The 15,528-nt window shown below is 69.6% G+C and carries 12 protein-coding genes; 6 read left to right on the top strand and 6 right to left on the bottom strand.

Translation table 11 applies throughout. The annotated features are described in order from the left end of the window. The first annotated feature begins 141 nt into the window (after positions 1-141). The 4 genes from AC6IW9_RS09070 (at position 142) to AC6IW9_RS09085 (ending at position 4,880) form a co-directional block, all read left to right on the top strand. Entirely contained in the window at positions 142-465 is a 324-nt protein-coding gene (locus tag AC6IW9_RS09070) for a hypothetical protein (RefSeq protein ID WP_497771694.1), read from the top strand. Positions 466-620: 155 nt separating this feature from the next. After that, complete coding sequence (lexA, locus tag AC6IW9_RS09075; protein WP_497771697.1) at positions 621-1,328, top strand: transcriptional repressor LexA; 708 nt, start codon at positions 621-623, stop codon at positions 1,326-1,328. 135 nt (positions 1,329-1,463) lie between these two features. Then, complete coding sequence (locus tag AC6IW9_RS09080; RefSeq protein ID WP_497771700.1) at positions 1,464-3,395, top strand: AsmA family protein; 1,932 nt, start codon at positions 1,464-1,466, stop codon at positions 3,393-3,395. 105 nt (positions 3,396-3,500) lie between these two features. After that, on the top strand, positions 3,501-4,880 hold the full coding sequence (locus AC6IW9_RS09085) for a class II 3-deoxy-7-phosphoheptulonate synthase (protein WP_497771703.1): 1,380 nt from the start codon (positions 3,501-3,503) through the stop codon (positions 4,878-4,880). A gap of 5 nt (positions 4,881-4,885) precedes the next feature. Here AC6IW9_RS09085 and AC6IW9_RS09090 read toward each other — a convergent pair whose 3' ends face one another. The 3 genes from AC6IW9_RS09090 to AC6IW9_RS09100 are packed head-to-tail and all read right to left on the bottom strand — an operon-like array spanning position 4,886 to position 7,231. Further along, on the bottom strand, positions 4,886-5,761 hold the full coding sequence (locus AC6IW9_RS09090; RefSeq protein ID WP_497771706.1) for an alpha/beta hydrolase: 876 nt from the start codon (positions 5,759-5,761) through the stop codon (positions 4,886-4,888). 2 nt (positions 5,762-5,763) lie between these two features. Further along, on the bottom strand, positions 5,764-6,624 hold the full coding sequence (locus AC6IW9_RS09095) for a tetratricopeptide repeat protein (RefSeq protein ID WP_497771708.1): 861 nt from the start codon (positions 6,622-6,624) through the stop codon (positions 5,764-5,766). Between the two features lie 7 nt (positions 6,625-6,631). Continuing rightward, positions 6,632-7,231, bottom strand: coding sequence for a thiamine phosphate synthase (locus AC6IW9_RS09100; protein WP_497771711.1), 600 nt, complete (start codon positions 7,229-7,231; stop codon positions 6,632-6,634). 205 nt (positions 7,232-7,436) lie between these two features. On the opposite strand from AC6IW9_RS09100, the gene AC6IW9_RS09105 reads away from it, so the two are divergent. Further along, positions 7,437-8,735, top strand: a complete 1,299-nt coding sequence (locus tag AC6IW9_RS09105; RefSeq protein WP_497771714.1) for a glycosyltransferase family 4 protein — start codon at positions 7,437-7,439, stop codon at positions 8,733-8,735. A gap of 137 nt (positions 8,736-8,872) precedes the next feature. Here AC6IW9_RS09105 and mdoH read toward each other — a convergent pair whose 3' ends face one another. Both mdoH and AC6IW9_RS09115 read right to left on the bottom strand, forming a co-directional pair. Then, positions 8,873-11,083: a glucans biosynthesis glucosyltransferase MdoH gene (gene mdoH, locus AC6IW9_RS09110; protein ID WP_497771717.1), complete on the bottom strand. Its 2,211-nt coding sequence runs from the start codon at positions 11,081-11,083 to the stop codon at positions 8,873-8,875. Beyond that, positions 11,071-12,606 (bottom strand): OpgD/OpgG family glucan biosynthesis protein, encoded by a 1,536-nt coding sequence (locus AC6IW9_RS09115; RefSeq protein WP_497771720.1) that lies wholly within the window; start codon positions 12,604-12,606, stop codon positions 11,071-11,073. The genes mdoH and AC6IW9_RS09115 overlap by 13 nt, the downstream gene beginning before the upstream one ends. Positions 12,607-12,821: 215 nt before the next feature. Here AC6IW9_RS09115 and glmU point away from each other — a divergent pair, with 215 nt between their 5' ends. After that, entirely contained in the window at positions 12,822-14,192 is a 1,371-nt protein-coding gene (gene glmU / locus AC6IW9_RS09120) for a bifunctional UDP-N-acetylglucosamine diphosphorylase/glucosamine-1-phosphate N-acetyltransferase GlmU (protein WP_497771723.1), read from the top strand. A gap of 9 nt (positions 14,193-14,201) precedes the next feature. On the opposite strand, the gene AC6IW9_RS09125 is transcribed toward glmU, so the two are convergent. Further along, positions 14,202-15,338, bottom strand: coding sequence for a ceramide glucosyltransferase (locus AC6IW9_RS09125; protein ID WP_497772478.1), 1,137 nt, complete (start codon positions 15,336-15,338; stop codon positions 14,202-14,204). Positions 15,339-15,528: the final 190 nt, after the last annotated feature.

A 15,528-nucleotide genomic window follows, 5' to 3' on the forward strand; every position in this document is an offset into this window, starting at 1 on the left:
CAGTTTCCGCCATTTCGGCGCATCCGCAAACGGTCGCCGGAGCTTTTGGCGTCCGCCGCCCCATGGTCACGTTTTCGCCGTTGATTTCGTTCGAGATGACGGCCGACGCCGCGCCGCGCCGGCGCGATCACGGAGACAGCCATGGGCATCAGAACGGCAAGAACACTCGCAGGCGCTCTCGCGCTCGCTCTCGGGGCCGCGCCGCTCGCGACGGCGACGCCCGCCGAAGCGGGCGATCCGGGTGCGGCCATCGCCGCGGGGATCGGCGGCTTCGCGCTCGGCGCCCTCGCCGGAAGCTCGGCGCGACCGGCGCCTCCGCCGCCGCCTTATTATGGCGCGCCCGCCTATTATCCGGCCCCCGCCTATGAGGCGCCGCCACCCTATCGCTGCTGGCGCGAGCGTCGCCCGATGTTCGACGAATATGGCGTCGTCATCGGCTATCGCCGGGTTCGCGTCTGCGAGTAAGCCGGACGCCGAGGGCGAGCGCCCCCTCCTCACGTGAAATTTCGCTGCGCCCTTGCGGAACGCACCGCGAACGCATAGAGTCGCGTTCATGATTTGTTTATGAACGCTCGTCACTATGCGCCGCGCCGCGGTTCGGCGCCACCGGGGGCCACGCAATGCTGACCAAGAAACAAAGCGACCTGCTGCGCTTCATCCATGAGCGCTTGAAGGAGACCGGCGTGCCGCCCTCCTTCGACGAGATGAAGGACGCGCTGGATCTGCGCTCGAAGTCCGGCATTCATCGGCTGATTCTCGCCCTCGAGGAGCGTGGCTTCATCCGCCGCCTGCCCAATCGCGCGCGCGCTCTCGAGGTGCTGCGCCTGCCCGAATCGGCGACGCCGCGCGCCGCCGCCCGCGGCGGCAAATTCTCCCCTTCCGTCATCGAGGGCGCGCTCGGCCGCGTCCGCCCGATGGCCGAGCGCGCCGAGAGCGAGGCCGATCAGCAGGTCGCCGTGCCCGTCATGGGCCGCATCGCCGCCGGCACGCCGATTTCCGCGTTGCAGAACCGCAGCCACACCATCGCCCTGCCGTCCGATCTGCTCGGCAGCGGCGAACATTTCGCTCTCGAAGTGCGCGGCGATTCGATGATCGACGCCGGCATTCTCGACGGCGACGTCGTCGTCGTGAAAAAGCAGGACAGCGCGGAGACCGGCGACATCGTCGTCGCTCTCATCGACGACGAGGAGGCGACGCTGAAGCGGCTGCGCAAGCGCGGCGCCTCCATCGCGCTGGAGGCGGCCAATCCCGCCTACGAGACGCGCATTTTCGGCCCCGATCGCGTGCGCATCCAGGGCCGGCTCGTCAGCCTGCTGCGGAAATACTGACGCAGCCGCCGCAATCGCGCCGCCACGATCTCGCCGCCCTTTTTCGCCATCGTCCGAGTTCCCGAGCCGGCGCCCGCCGCTGCTTCGCGCTGCGGCGCGGCTTTCCGTGGGCGCGTGCTCTGCCTGGACTGGACAATGTCGCATTCGACCGGCCTTTCGCGCGAGCTCGACCGCTTGAAGATGGGCGTGCGCCGCTGGCGTCTCGCCTTGCGTGGACTCTCTCGCGGCTGGATCGCTGCGATGCTCGCGGCCGCCGCTCTCGCTCTCGCCGCGGCGATCGCGCCCTGGACCTTCTCGACCGGCGCCATGCTCGAGGAGATCGCCGGCCAGATCGAGGCCTCCTCCGGGCTTCGCGGGGCGGCCAAGGGGCGATCGACCTTCTCGCTGCTGCCGCGTCCGCACATTGCGATAGAGGACGTCGCCTTCGCCGATCCGTCTTTCGCTTTGACCATCGAGGCCGAGCGGCTGCGGGGAAACGTCCGGGTGCTTCCGCTGCTCGCGGGCCGGCTGGAGCTCGCCGACATCGAGCTGCTGCGCCCCCGCATCCAGATCGCGCTCGATCGCCGTCCGATGACCGGGAGCGGCGCGGCGGCGCGCGCGGCCGCCGCCCGGCCGTCGACGCCCGAGGCGGAAAAGGCCGATCGCGCGCCGCTCGGCTCCGTCGCCGTCGTGTCCGGCGTCGTCCGCGTCGTCTCCGGCGAAGACGGGCGCGAGGAGCGGATCGAGAATGTCGACGCGACGCTCGACTGGACCTCCGTCGGGACGCCGGCGACCCTCGACGCCGCCTTCTCCTGGCGCGGCGAGCGGCCGCGGGCGATGCTGTGGGTGCAGAAGCCCGGCGCGCTGCTGCGCGGCGAGACCTCGCCGATGATGATGCGAATCGATTCCGACAGCCTGCGGCTCGAGGCGGAGGGCGTCGCCCAGAGCGGGCCGAAGCCGCGCTTCGCCGGCCGCCTCTCCGGCTCCTCCCCTTCCTTGCGCAATGCGCTGCGCCTCGCCGACGTCTCGGCGCCTCTGCCCGGACCTTTCGAGAATGTGCAGCTTTCCGCCAAGGCCAGCGTCGGGCTGCGCGATTTCCAGCTCACAGAGCTGCATTTCTCCGCCGACGAGAACGACTTCGAAGGCGTCTTCGGGTTGCGCCACGACGGCGATCGGCCGATCCTGCACGGCACGCTCGCCAGCAGCTTCGTGTCGGTGAAGCCGATGATCGCCGCCGCGCCGACGCTCTCCGGGCCGGACGGCCAGTGGAGCCGCGAGCCTTTCGTGCTTCCCGATATTCATGGCGCGGACGTCGACCTGCGACTCTCCGCAGCGCGGGCGCGCGTTCTGCGGCTCAACATAGAAGACGCCGCGATCTCGCTGATGCTGCGAGCCGGACGCGTCGAGATCGCGCTCAACGAAGCGCAGGCCTATAAGGGAACGATCAAGGGCCGCGTCACGCTCGCCGCCAATGCGGCCGGCGCGGTGGAGCTCCACGCCAATGTGCAGACGCAGGCGGTGGACGCCGGGGCGCTCGCCTGGGATCTCGCGGCGCGGCCCGACCTCGGCGGCAATCTGGACGCCGGCGTCGTGCTCGACGCCGCCGGCGACAGTCCCGCGGAAATGATGCGCGACCTCGACGGGCGCGCGAGCCTCGTCCTGAGCGAGGGCGAGGTCGGCGGCATCGATCTCGAGCGCGCGCTGCGGCGCGTCGACAAGCGCCCTCTGTCGAGCGCGTTGGACATTCGCTCGGGGCACACTCTGGTCGACCGCGCCGCCGCGACGATCAAGATCGCCAAAGGCGCCGCCGCGATCGAGGACGGCGAGGCGCATGGACCGGGCTTCTCGCTGGCCTTCGCCGGCTCGGCCCGCATCCCCGAGCGCAGCCTCGCGATCAAGGCGCAGGCGCGCGAGGCCGACGCCGCCGGCTCGCCGCGGGACAATGGCGTGCAGATCGGCTTCGGACTGTCGGGCGCCTGGGACGAGCCGTCCTTCGCGCTGGACGCGGCCGCGCTGATCAAGCGCTCCGGCGCCGCGGCGCCGCTGCTGCCGCGCGCCGAGCCCGAGTCCCCTACGGCGGATCGCTGAGAGCCGCGAGCGGAGCGCGGAGGGGGCAAAAAAGTCGCCTCCGGCGCGCCGCTCCTGTATAGATCGGGCGGCGGGCGCCGCCGCGCCGCGCGGGAGTGACGAGCCGTGGATCATTGGACGCCGGGAAGTTGGCGGGAGAAGCCGATCGAGCAGACGCCGGTCTATGCGGACCAGGGCGCGCTCGCCGATGTGGAGCGCCAGCTCGCCGGCTTTCCGCCGCTCGTCTTCGCCGGCGAGGCCCGCAGCCTGAAGCGCGCGCTCGCCGAGGTCGCGGCAGGGCGGGCCTTCCTGCTTCAGGGAGGCGACTGCGCCGAGAGCTTCAGCGAGCATTCGGCCGACAACATCCGCGATTTCTTCCGCGTCTTCCTGCAGATGGCGGTGGTGCTCACCTATGCGGCGGCCTCGCCGGTGGTGAAGGTCGGGCGCATCGCCGGGCAATTCGCCAAGCCGCGCTCCGCGCCTTACGAGAAGCAGGGCGACATGGAGCTGCCGAGCTATCGCGGCGACATCATCAACGATATCGAATTCACCGCGAGCGCCCGCCGGCCGGACCCGCAGCGCCAGCTGATGGCCTATCGCCAGTCGGCGGCGACGCTCAATCTCATCCGCGCCTTCGCCACGGGCGGCTACGCCAATCTCGAGAACGCGCATCGCTGGATGCTCGGCTTCGTGCGCAACAGCCCGCTCTCGGAGCGCTATTCGCAGCTCGCCGACCACATCAGCGAGACTTTGGGCTTCATGCGCGCCATCGGCCTCGATCCGGAGCATCATCCCGAGCTGCGCCAGACGGATTTCTACACCTCGCACGAGGCGCTGCTGCTCGGCTATGAGCAGGCGCTGACCCGCGTCGATTCGCTCGAAGGCGGCTATTTCGCGACCTCCGGCCATTTCCTGTGGATCGGCGATCGCACCCGCCAGCCGGACGGCGCCCATATCGAATATATCCGCGGCATTCAGAACCCGGTCGGCCTCAAATGCGGGCCGAGCCTGAAGCCCGACGCGCTGCTGCGCCTCATCGACGCCATCGATCCGCAGAACGAACCCGGACGGCTGACGCTCATCTGCCGCTTCGGCGCCGAGAAGGCGGCCGACGCGCTGCTCGCGCTGCTGCGCTCCGTCTCGCGCGAGGGGCGCAATGTCGTGTGGTGCTGCGACCCGATGCACGGCAACACGATCAGCGCCGGCGGCCGCAAGACGCGGCCCTTCGACCGCGTGATGTCCGAGATCCGCGCCTTCTTCGACGTCCACCGCGCCGAGGGGACCTATGCCGGCGGCATCCATCTCGAGATGACCGGGCAGGACGTCACCGAATGTATCGGCGGCGCGCGCGACATATCCGAGCGCGAGCTGCATATGCGCTACGACACGACCTGCGATCCGCGCCTCAACGCCGAGCAGGCGATCGAGGTCGCCTTTCTGGTCGCCGAGCTGCTGAAGGCCGAGCGCCTCGCGCGCGGCGGGCGGGACCAGGAGGCGGCGGAGTAGGGGCGTCAGCGCTCGGCGCGGCCGGCCAGAAACGCGGCCGCCTCGGCGAGCGAGCGGCGCGCCTCGGGCATGAAGGCGGCGCCCATCTGCCAGCCGTGCGGGACGACCGGCCAGATTTTCAATTCGACCGCGACGCCCGCGGCCGCCGCGCGTTCGGCGAGGCGGCGCGAATCGTCGAGCAGCAGCTCGTCGGCGCCGACATGCAGCAGCAACGGCGGCAATCCCGCGAGATCGGCGTGGAGCGGCGAGGCGAAAGGATCGCGCGCGCTCGCGCGGCCGAGATATTGCCGGGCCGCAAGCCTCAGGGCGCGGCGCGTGAAGATCGGGTCCGCGTCTTCATTGTCGCGAACCGAAGCGCCGGTCGCGGCGAGGTCGGTCCAGGGCGAGAACAGCGCGAGCGCGCGCGGCGAGGGCGCGCCGCGGTCGTGCAGGCGCAGGGCGAGCGCGAGGACGAGGCCGCCGCCGGCCGAGTCTCCCGCGAGCACGATGGGCTTGGCGTTTCGCGCAATGGCGTCATAGGCCTCGGCGACATCCTCGACCGCGGCCGGGAACACATGGGCCGGCGCGAGCCGATAGGCCGGCGCGAAGACGTCGAAGCCGGCGCGCGCGAAAAAACCGGTGATCGCCCGGCGCCCGCGCGGCGAGCCCGCGAAATAAGCGCCGCCATGCAGATAGAGCAGCGTCGCGACGGGCTCCGCGCGGCCGGAGCGCGTCCATTCGCCGGGAAGCCGCGGGTCCGTCTCGCGGCGCGCCCCGTCCGGCCAGGGCCAGCCCATGTCGAGCGCGCGCGCCGCCGCCTCGAGGCCGAAATCGCCGGAAAGCCGAGGGCGCAGGCGCCGGCGCAGAAAGGCGCGCGCGAGATGCGCCGCGAGGCTCGCCATGTCTATTTCGCCGCGGAAGCCTGCAGCAGCGCGTCGAGCTTGGCGTCGACGAGCCCCGCGGCCCGGGCGCGATTGTTCCAGCGTGTCGCCTCGGCGAGATTCTTCTCGACGCCGAGCCCCTCGGCGAGCAGGCGGGCGAGGCGATTTTCGGCGACGGCGTTGCCGGCCTCGGCGGCGCGACGCAACAGGGTGACGGCGTCGGCGCGGTCGCGCGCGACGCCCGCGCCGTTGAACTCCATGATGGCGAGTTCGACCATGGCGGCCGAATGCCCGGAGGCGACCGCGCGGCGCAGCCATTGCGCCGCCTCCTTCGCATCCTGGCCGACGCCGCGGCCGGTCTTGTAGAGCAGGCCGAGCGCGTAAGACGCGTCGGCGTCGTCGAGCGCGGCGGCGCGGCGGAAAAAGCCGATGGCGCGGGGGAAATCGGGCGCGCCGCCGTCGTTCTCCAGAGCGAGTTCGCCGAGCAGGTTCAGCGCCGCCGGATGGTTCTGCGCGGCCGCCTTCTCGAGGTAATAGCGGGCGCCGTTGCGGTCCTTGGGCGTGTCGCGCCCGGTCAGCGTCGCCGCGCCGAACAGATAGGCTGCGTCCTTGCCGCCGGCGTCGGCCGCGCGGCGGAACCATCTCATCGCCTCGGCCGGATCGCGCGCGACGCCGGCGCCGTCGAGATGCAGCCGGCCGATCAGAGTGAGCGCGGCGGTGTCCCTGGGGTTGGCGGCGAGGCGCTTTTCGGCCTCGCCCCTGGCGGCGACATAATCGCCGCGCTGATAGGCGCCGAAGGCGAAATCGAGCGCCGGCGGTCCCTCCGCGCGGACGGCGGCGGCGGCCAGAAGAGCGCAGAGCGCGACGGGGAAAACGACTTTCATCTCGCCCTCATGCCGGCGTTTTCGCGGCGAGGCGGGCGGCGGCCTCGCGCATCGCCTCGGCGGGGCCGCGCGGATCGCTCCACACTGCTTCACCTATCATCACGAATTCGGCGCCGGCGGCGGCGAGCGGGCCGACCTCTTCGAGCCGGCGCGCGAGCGCGACGCAGGGCGTCTCGAAAATCTCCGCCCACCAGGCGGCGCGCTCGAGAGTCTGCTCGAAATCGGCGTCGAACAACAGATAGTCTGCGCCGGCCTCGCCCGCCCGCATCGCGTCGTCGCGCGTCGCGAGGCCGCCGACGCCGACGATATGATCCGGATGCAGGCGCTTCAGCGCGGCGACGAGGCGCTTCTCGTCATAGGGAAGATGCAGCCCATCCGCGCCACTGCGGGCGACGCGATCGCTCTCGCCTTCGAGCATCAGCGCGACGTCGCGCTCCTGCGTCAGCGCGGCGACGGCGCCGATGATCTCGTCCGCCTCGCCCTCGCCGAGACGCAGCAGCAGGCTCGCCACATCGGCCGCCTCCAGCGCTTCGCGCAGCGCGGGTGGAAAGGCGTCGGCGGCCGTGACGATCGGCGTCGCGAGATAGAGACGAGCGGGTTCGGACATGGGCTCTTCCTTAACGGCGAGCGCGGCGGGATTCAAACGAGGCGGACTGCTTAATCTTTTCCTCGCCCGTGATCGCGAGCCGAACGCGCCGCCAAATCGTGAGCGAAAGCATCGTAACCGTAACTCGGCGTTGCGCGCGTCGCGCTTACGGCCGCTTAAGCCATTTTCGGTCAAGCTTTGCGCGCAACATCTCTCGGAGTCCGCCATGGCCGCCCGCTATCCGACCGTCGTCATCTGCGTCGATCACGCTTTCGTCTCGGGCGGCCAGGCGAAAGTGGCGATCGAGAGCGCGCTGGGGCTCGCGGCCCATGGCGCGCGGCCGATCCTGTTCGCCGCCGCCGCGCCCGTCGACGAGCGCCTGGCGAGGGCGGGCGTCGAGGTGGTCTGCCTCGATCAGCATGATCTGCTCGGCAATCCCTCGCGCGCGGCCGCCGCGCTGCAAGGCGCGTGGAATCTTCGCGCCGCGCGCGCGCTCGCCGATCTGCTGGCGCGGCTGCCGCGGGAGGAGACCATCGTCCATGTGCATGGCTGGGCCAAGGCGCTCTCGCCGGCCATCGCCGCGCCGATCCGCGCCTCCGGCCTGCCGGCGCTCTACACGCTGCACGAATATTTCCTGTTCTGCCCCAATGGCGGCTTCTATGATTATCAGACCAACGAGGTCTGCCGGCGCACGCCCTTGTCGCCCTCCTGCTGGGCGACGCATTGCGACAGCCGCAACTATCCGCGCAAGCTGTGGCGCAACGCCCGGCTCACCGTGGCGCAGCGCGTCGCGCGCCTGCCGGAGATTTTTTCGGATTTCGTCTGCATCTCCGATTATCAGCAGCAGATCGTCGCGCCCTTCCTGCCGAAGGGCGCGCGTCTGCATCGCGTCTCCAATCCGATCGATTGCGAGGACCTCGGCCGCAAGAGCGAACCGGCGTCCGGCGAGGCGATCTTCGTCGGGCGCCTCTCGGCCGAGAAGGGCGCTTTCCTCTTCGCGGAGGCTGCGGCGCGCGCCGGGCTGCGTCCGGCGTTCATCGGCGACGGGCCGATCGCGGAAGAATTGCGCGCGCGCTACCCCGACGCGCATTTTCTCGGCTGGCTGCCGCCGGCCGAGGTTCGCGCGCAGATGCGGGCGGCGCGCGCGCTGGTGTTTCCCTCGCTCTGGTACGAGGGCCAGCCGCTCACCGTGCTGGAGGCGAAGGCCATGGGCACTCCGATCGTCGTCTCCGATATCTGCGCCGGCCGCGAGGAGGTGGAGGACGGCGTGAGCGGCCTGTGGTTTTCGAGCGGCGACGTCGGCTCGCTCGAGGGCGCGCTCATGCGGCTGAAGGACGATGCGCTGGTCGCGCGCCTCTCCAACGGCGCCTATGACGCCTTCTGGCGCGATCCGCCGACGCTGGACCGCCATGTGGAGCGCATTCTCTCGGTCTATGCGGAGGTGAAGGAGCGCAGGCGCCTGACGGCTCGCGTCTCCTTCTCCCATTCGTGGGAGAAGGTGGCCCCGCGAAGCGGGGTCGGATGAGGGCTCTATCCGGTACAGAGATATTGAAACCATTCAAAAATTCTGCAAACCGCAGCGACCCTCATCCGACCTCGCTTCGCGGGGTCACCTTCTCCCGCAAGCGGGAGAAGGGACGCGCGTCGAGACTCGGCGAGCGTTCAGGCTGCCGCCGGCTCCCCGGCTTGCTCCCGATGCGGCAGGCGCGCCAGCATGCCGAGCAGCGCACGGTCGCTCAGCACCACCAATCGCTCGCGGCGATCGAGCCATTCGACGGCCTCTTCCAGGGTCAAGGCGTCGGCGAGCTTGGCTTCGGCCATGGCGCGATCGGCGGAAATCTGTCCGCGCACGCGCGGCGGACGGGCCGGCAGCCAATCCTCGTGCAATGCACGCAGCTCCGGATCGGCATGAAGGGCGACGAGGCCGTTCATCTCGTCCTGGCCGGCGCGGGCGAGCAGCCGGTGCAGCGCCCGGCCACGCCGCGCGATGGGCGGCGTCGTCGTCTCCTCGGGCGTCACCAGCACGCCGGCGCGGCGAAAGACGAGGCCGAGCCAGCGCTGGCCGGTGATCCAGGAGATCAGGATCGCGAGGATCAGGCCGGTGATCGTCGGCGACATCCAGGCGACGAGCGAGGGCGAGATCATGAGGCCGGCGACGAGCGTCAGCAGGCCGAGCGCCACATGCCACTGATGCCGTTTGACGATCGCCTTGAACGGCACCGAGCCGTCATCGCGCCGCTGCGGGTCCCAGCCGGTGTCGAAGCCGAACAGAATATGGAACACATGGCCGGTCTGGATCAGCATCATGATCGGCGCCAGCAGCGCCGACATCAGCACTTCGAACAAGGTCGAGACGAGCAGCATGAAGACGCCGCCGGAGCCGCGCCGTGTCTTCGTGTCGATCAAGGCCAGCGCGAGGCCGAAGGCTTTCGGGGCGAGCAGGATCGCCATGGTGAGCGCGAAGAGGGCCAGCGAGCGCTCCGCGTCGAAGCGCGGCCAGACCGGAAACAGAGTGAATTGCGAGGTGAAATATTCGGGCCGGAAATAGCTCGCCTGGAAGACGAGCGCGATGCCGACCAGCAGCTGGCAGAGCCACAGAGGCGAGGTGAGATAGCCGAAAATGCCGGTCAGGAAATGCTGGCGCGAGGCCCAATGGAAGCCGCGCGCCCATAAGACGCGCGAATGCTGCAGATTGCCCTGGCACCAGCGCCGGTCGCGGATCGAGAGGTCGATCAGCGAAGGCGGGCTCTCTTCATAGGAGCCGCCGAGCGTCGGCATCATATAGACGGCGTAGCCGGCGCGGCGGATCAGCGCCGCCTCGACGAAGTCGTGGCTGAGGATGTGGCCGCCGAAGGGCGGGCGGCCCTTCAGATCCGGCAATCCGCAGTGATGGGTGAAGGCCTCGGTGCGGATGATGGCGTTATGGCCCCAATAATTGCCGTCGCGTCCCATCCATTGCGAGAGGCCGGCGGCGATGACGGGCCCATAGATGCGCGCGGCGAATTGCTGCACGCGGGCGAAGAGCGTGTTGCGGTTGATGATGAGCGGCAGCGTCTGGATGACGCCGGCGTCGGGATCGGCCTCCATCGCCGCGGCGAGCCGCACGATCGTATCGCCGGCCATCAGGCTGTCGGCGTCGAGCACCACCATATGTGCATAGGCGCCGCCCCAGCGGGTGACGAAATCGGCGATATTGCCGGCCTTGCGGCTGACGTTCTTCTCGCGCCTTCTGTAATAGATGCGCGCTTGCGGACCGAGACGGCGGCGCATGGCGATGAAGGCCCGCTCCTCGGCGATCCAAATGTCGGGATTGGTCGTGTCGGACAGGAAGAACCAGTCGAAATGCGCCCCCAGCCCCGTTGCCTCGACGTCCTGCAGGATCGCCTGCAGCGCGCCGAACACGCGGCTCGGCGCTTCGTTGTAGATCGGCATCACCACCGCGGTGCGGGCCTCGAGCCGCTCCGGCATGGCCGGCGGCCGGCGCGAAGCGAGCAGAGCGAAGAAGCCCACGACCGCGCTGGCGAAGGCGAGCGCGATCCAGGAGAAATTGAGCACGAACAGCGCCAGCAGCGCCCATTTCAGCGTGGTGACGCCGCCGACGTCGATCACGCGATACATCTCATAGCCGCCATAGACGGTGAGCGCCAGCCCGCCGCCGAAGGTGACGAGACGCGAGATCCAGGGCGTGCGCCACAGCGCGGGAGCCGCGAGACGCCGCCGTTTGCGCGCGTCGAAGCGCCACAAGGATTGCGTCGGCATGTCGAGCCGACGCTCCGGCGGCATCGGCGGGGCGGCGGCCGGATCCGCGGGGGTCGGGGCGGGCATGTCCTCGACCGGCGGCGGCTCGATCAGGGTGAGGGCTACTGCGTCCATCGATAGAGCCAGGTTTCACTGAGCGGCTCGTCGCCCGACCGGAGCACGAGGCGCATCTCGCAGAAGGTCTCGCCGGCGGGGTCGACGTCGAAGACGACGCGGCACGTTTTCGCCTGCGGGTTGCAGAAGGTTCGAACGTTGGTCGCCGATCCGGGCGATGTGGTCAAGGCCGCTCGGACATTCGCCGCGCGCTGCGGATCGGCCAGAGCATCACCCGTGAAAACGACGATAAAGCGGCGCATTTTGGGGAAGGGCGAGCGCCCGCCCCGCGCCGTCGCGGCGATGGCCAGCGGCGGCCGGGCCGGCGGGCTCCAGCACCAGAACTGCCGGTAGGCGTAGGTCGCCTCCTTGCCCACCGCGAGCGGCTGCTTGGGCCGCCAATAGGCGACGATATTGGCGTTGATCTCGGACTCGGAGGGGATTTCGACGAGTTGCACCGATCCCTCTCCCCAATCGCCGATCGGCTCGATCCAGAGCGACGGACGGCGCTCCCAATGCTGCACATCGTCCTGATAGGCGTCGATGTCGCGCTCGCGCATCAGAAAGCCCAGGCCCTTGGGGTTGGCGTCGACGAAGGCCGATATCTGTAATGTGTCGCGGTTGGAGACCGGGCGCCACAGCCATTCGTCTTTCCCGGTCAGCATCTGCAGGCCGTTGGTTTCGGCGACCGCCGGCCGCGCGTCGTCGGCGCGGCGATTGTCGAGCGGCGTGAACAGCGAGGACGCGGCGGCGCCGGCGAGCCCGAAATGGTCGACCGCCGCGCGCGGGACCAGCGTCAGCTCGGTGTCGATCAGCGTCGCCTCGCCGGGGCGCAGAGTGAAGCGATAGGCGCCGACGACGCTCTGCGACTCGAGCAGAGCGTGGATGACGAGCGCGTTCTCGGCGAGGGTCGGCTTCTCGATCCAGAAAATGCGGAAGGCCGGGAACTCTTCGCCGCGCGGATCGGCGGTGCGGATGGAGAGGCCGCGCGCCGTCACCCCGAGCGTCTGTCCCGGCGCCACGGCTCGATAGAAGCTCGCGCCCTGAAACAGAGCGAGCTGGGTGTCGCGGCCGTCCTCGCGCCGGCCGAGCACGCGAAAGCCGGAGAAGCCGACGTCGGGGACCTTGTCGCCGACCTTCAGCGCGCCGTAGTCGAAGGTCGACTGGTCATAGGGGACGCGCCGCGCGAGATTGTCTTCGACGACGAACAGCTCGACCGGCGCCGCGAAGATGAAGCCGCGATGCAGCGGCTCGATCGCGAAGCCGCGGTTCTCGCCGCTCCATATGGCGGCTCCGGGCCGCGTCTTGATGCCGACATATTGCTCATAGCTCAAATTGGCGAAGGGCTCGCGCAGATCGGTCGGCGGCGGGGCGAAGGGCCGCTTGGCGACGGCGCGGGCGATGTCGAGGACCATATCGCGGTTGAAGGGAGCGGGAGCGCCCGGCGGGGCGGCGGGCGCGGGCTGAGCTGCGCCGCCGCCCGGTCCGACGCTCGCGGCGAGAGTGGCCAGGGCGGCTTTCAAGACGTCTCTGCGTTCGAGCATTGGGAGGCCGGAACCGGGGATGGCGGAATAGGTAAATCGGAGGAAGAGGCGCGCGCGCCAGACGGGTATACCCGAAAGATCGCCGTTCGGAATGCGATTCTTTGTTCCTTGGTTGCACGATTGAAAGGCTTCCGTCCTAGTCGTTCGGACCGAAGGCGGAAACGCCCCCTCCAACCCTCGAGCCTTCGGGCTCGTCAGCAGATGCGCGGAGCCTCATGACAGAAGACAAGCGATCGACCGACAGGCGCGCTCTCGCCGTGATCCTCGCAGCGGGGGAGGGGACGCGCATGAAATCGCGCCGTCCCAAAGTGCTGCACGAGGTGGCGGGGCGCTCGATGCTCGCCCATGTGCTGGCCACGGTCGCGGCCGCTGGCGTCGAGGCTGTGGCCGTCGTCGTCGGCGCCGGCCGCGAGGACGTCGCCGCCGAGGCGCGCCGCCTCAGTCCCAAAGCGCGGAGTTTCGTGCAGGAGCGACAGCTCGGCACCGCCCACGCCGTGCTGGCGGCGCGCGAGGCCATCGCCGAAGGCTATGACGATCTGATCGTGCTCTTCGCCGACACGCCGCTCGTCTCGCCTGCGACCGTTGCGGCGTTGCAAGCGGGGCTCGCTCAGGGCGCGGGCGTCGCCCTTCTCGCTTTCGAGGCGGCGAACCCTTTCGGATATGGACGCGTGCTTCGGGACGCCGATGGCGGCGCGCTCGCCATTCGCGAGGAGAAAGACGCGAGCGAAGAGGAACGGCGCGTCACACTCTGTAACGCCGGATTGATGGCGATCGACGGCGCATGCGCGCTCGCTCTGCTCGAGGGCGTCGGCTCCGTCAACGCCCAGGGCGAGTTCTATCTCACCGACGTCGTCGAGCGCGCCGTCGGCGCGGGCTTGTCGACCCGGGTCGTCCTCGCAGCGGAGGAAGAGGTGCTCGGAGTGAACGACCGCGCGCAGCTCGCCCGGGCGGAAGCGGTCGCGCAGCAGCGGCTGCGCCGCGCCGCGATGCTCGGCGGGGCGACGCTGATCGCGCCGGAAACCGTGTTCCTCTCTTTCGACACCGAGATCGGCCGCGATGTGACGATCGAGCCGCATGTCGTGATCGGGCGCGGCGTTGCGATCGGCGACGGCGCGACGATCCACGCCTTCTCCCATCTCGAGGGGGCGAGCGTCGGCGCCGGCGCCCAGGTCGGTCCTTATGCGCGGCTGCGGCCGGGGGCGCGGCTCGCGGCCGAGGCGAGGATCGGCAATTTCGTCGAGATCAAGGCCGCCGACATCGGAGAGGGCGCCAAGGTCAATCATCTGAGCTATATCGGCGACGCCTCGGTCGGCGCTCGTTCCAACATCGGCGCCGGGGTCATCACCTGCAATTACGACGGCTTCTTCAAATATCGCACGGTGATCGGCGAGGGCGCCTTCGTCGGCTCCAATTCGGCGCTGGTCGCGCCCGTCACGATCGGAAACGGCGCCTATGTCGGCTCCGGCTCGGTGATCACGCGGGACGTCGCGGGCGACGCGCTCTCGGTCGCGCGGGGGCGTCAGATCGAGAAGGGCGGCTGGGCGAGCGCCTTCCGGGCACGGCAATCGGAAAAGAAGAAGGGCTGAGCCTTACGCTCAGCCCGTGGTCTGCTCTTCCTGCTCGCGCACGGTCATGGCGTTGCCGTGCCAGACGAAATCGTCGAAGAGGCAGGCGTCGACGAACATCACCGGCAGAAGAAGGTCGCGCGTCAGATGTGCGAAGGGGCTGCGCCAGGAGAGCCGCCAGCCGGCGACGCGGGCGAGCGCGAACTCGGCGCCATAGAGCGTCGCCAGAATCGCGGCGACGACGAGCGGCACGTTCACGTCGAGCAGATGGGCGGCATAGGCGCCCGTCAGCACCGGCGCGAAGCTGCCGTTCATGAACTCCGGCGCGAAATAGGCGGGGAAGGTCACGCGCCGCAGCCGCGCCCAGCGCACATGGCGCGAATAGACCTCGTGGGCCGTGCGATGGCCGAGCGGCTGCTCGAAGGGCATGTCGACGAGCCGCACCTTCATCTTCTGCGCGCGGATGATCTTGGTCGAGGCGGCGTCCTCGGCGATCTCGGCGCCGAGCGCTCTGATGCCGCCGGCGCGCTCCAGCACCTCGCGCCGCCACATCATGTTCTTGCCCTGGGCGAAGCCGATGCCGACCGCCTCCGCGCCATATTGCCAGCGCGCCTGGAAAGTGTTGAGGAAGGCGCATTCCACCTCGGCCCAGAAACCCTTCGGGCGCGAACCGATCGGCATGGAGATGACGAGCGCCGTGTCCCCGCGGAACGCGGCGAGCATGGTCTGGACATAGTCCGGCGGCAGCAGCGCATTGGAATCGGCGAGCACGACCCAGTCGTGGCGCGCCGCGTCCCAGCCCTTGACGCAATTGTTGAGCTTGGGATTGGCGCTGACGTAATCGTCGCCGACCAGCAGCCGCGCGGGAATATGGGGATGCGCCGCGATGAGCCGCTCCACTAGGCCGATCACCGGATCATTGGCGCATTGCACGCAGAACAAAATCTCATAACGGGGATAATCGAGCGTGAAGCTCGAGCCGAGCGTCTCCTCGCTGAAGGTTTCGAGGCCGCGCAGCGGCCGCACGATGCTGACCGGCGGCGCCGTGGGCGGGGCGGGCAGCGTGCGCGGGCGGGCGCGGCAGCGGAAGGCGGCGATGGCGATGGCGGCGAGGTTGAGCGAAACCATGGCCGCGCAGAGCGCGGCGCACGCATAGGCGGCGATGATCATTCGTGTTCTCTGCCTGTCACTTGCGGGAGTCGAGAGGAAGCGGAGCCGGGGCCGGGGCCGCTTTCGCCGGCGCCGGCGGGCGGCGCCGGCGGCGCAGACCCGGGGCCGGCCACTGCGATATTCCACCTGACAATTCCTTCGGGTCTTGGCAAAAGGGCGGCGGCGCGAGAATCTTGTCGCGTCGCGC

Source organism: Methylosinus sp. shoA (assembly GCF_059718125.1).

Bases quoted from the DNA above. Each gene is read 5' to 3' on its own strand.
- AC6IW9_RS09070 (WP_497771694.1), top strand. From the start codon at position 142: ATGGGCATCAGAACGGCAAGAACACTCGCAGGCGCTCTCGCGCTCGCT.
- lexA (WP_497771697.1), top strand. From the start codon at position 621: ATGCTGACCAAGAAACAAAGCGACCTGCTGCGCTTCATCCATGAGCGC.
- AC6IW9_RS09080 (WP_497771700.1), top strand. From the start codon at position 1,464: ATGTCGCATTCGACCGGCCTTTCGCGCGAGCTCGACCGCTTGAAGATG.
- AC6IW9_RS09090 (WP_497771706.1), bottom strand. From the start codon at position 5,761: ATGGCGAGCCTCGCGGCGCATCTCGCGCGCGCCTTTCTGCGCCGGCGC.
- AC6IW9_RS09095 (WP_497771708.1), bottom strand. From the start codon at position 6,624: ATGAAAGTCGTTTTCCCCGTCGCGCTCTGCGCTCTTCTGGCCGCCGCC.
- AC6IW9_RS09100 (WP_497771711.1), bottom strand. From the start codon at position 7,231: ATGTCCGAACCCGCTCGTCTCTATCTCGCGACGCCGATCGTCACGGCC.
- AC6IW9_RS09105 (WP_497771714.1), top strand. From the start codon at position 7,437: ATGGCCGCCCGCTATCCGACCGTCGTCATCTGCGTCGATCACGCTTTC.
- mdoH (WP_497771717.1), bottom strand. From the start codon at position 11,083: ATGGACGCAGTAGCCCTCACCCTGATCGAGCCGCCGCCGGTCGAGGAC.
- AC6IW9_RS09115 (WP_497771720.1), bottom strand. From the start codon at position 12,606: ATGCTCGAACGCAGAGACGTCTTGAAAGCCGCCCTGGCCACTCTCGCC.
- glmU (WP_497771723.1), top strand. From the start codon at position 12,822: ATGACAGAAGACAAGCGATCGACCGACAGGCGCGCTCTCGCCGTGATC.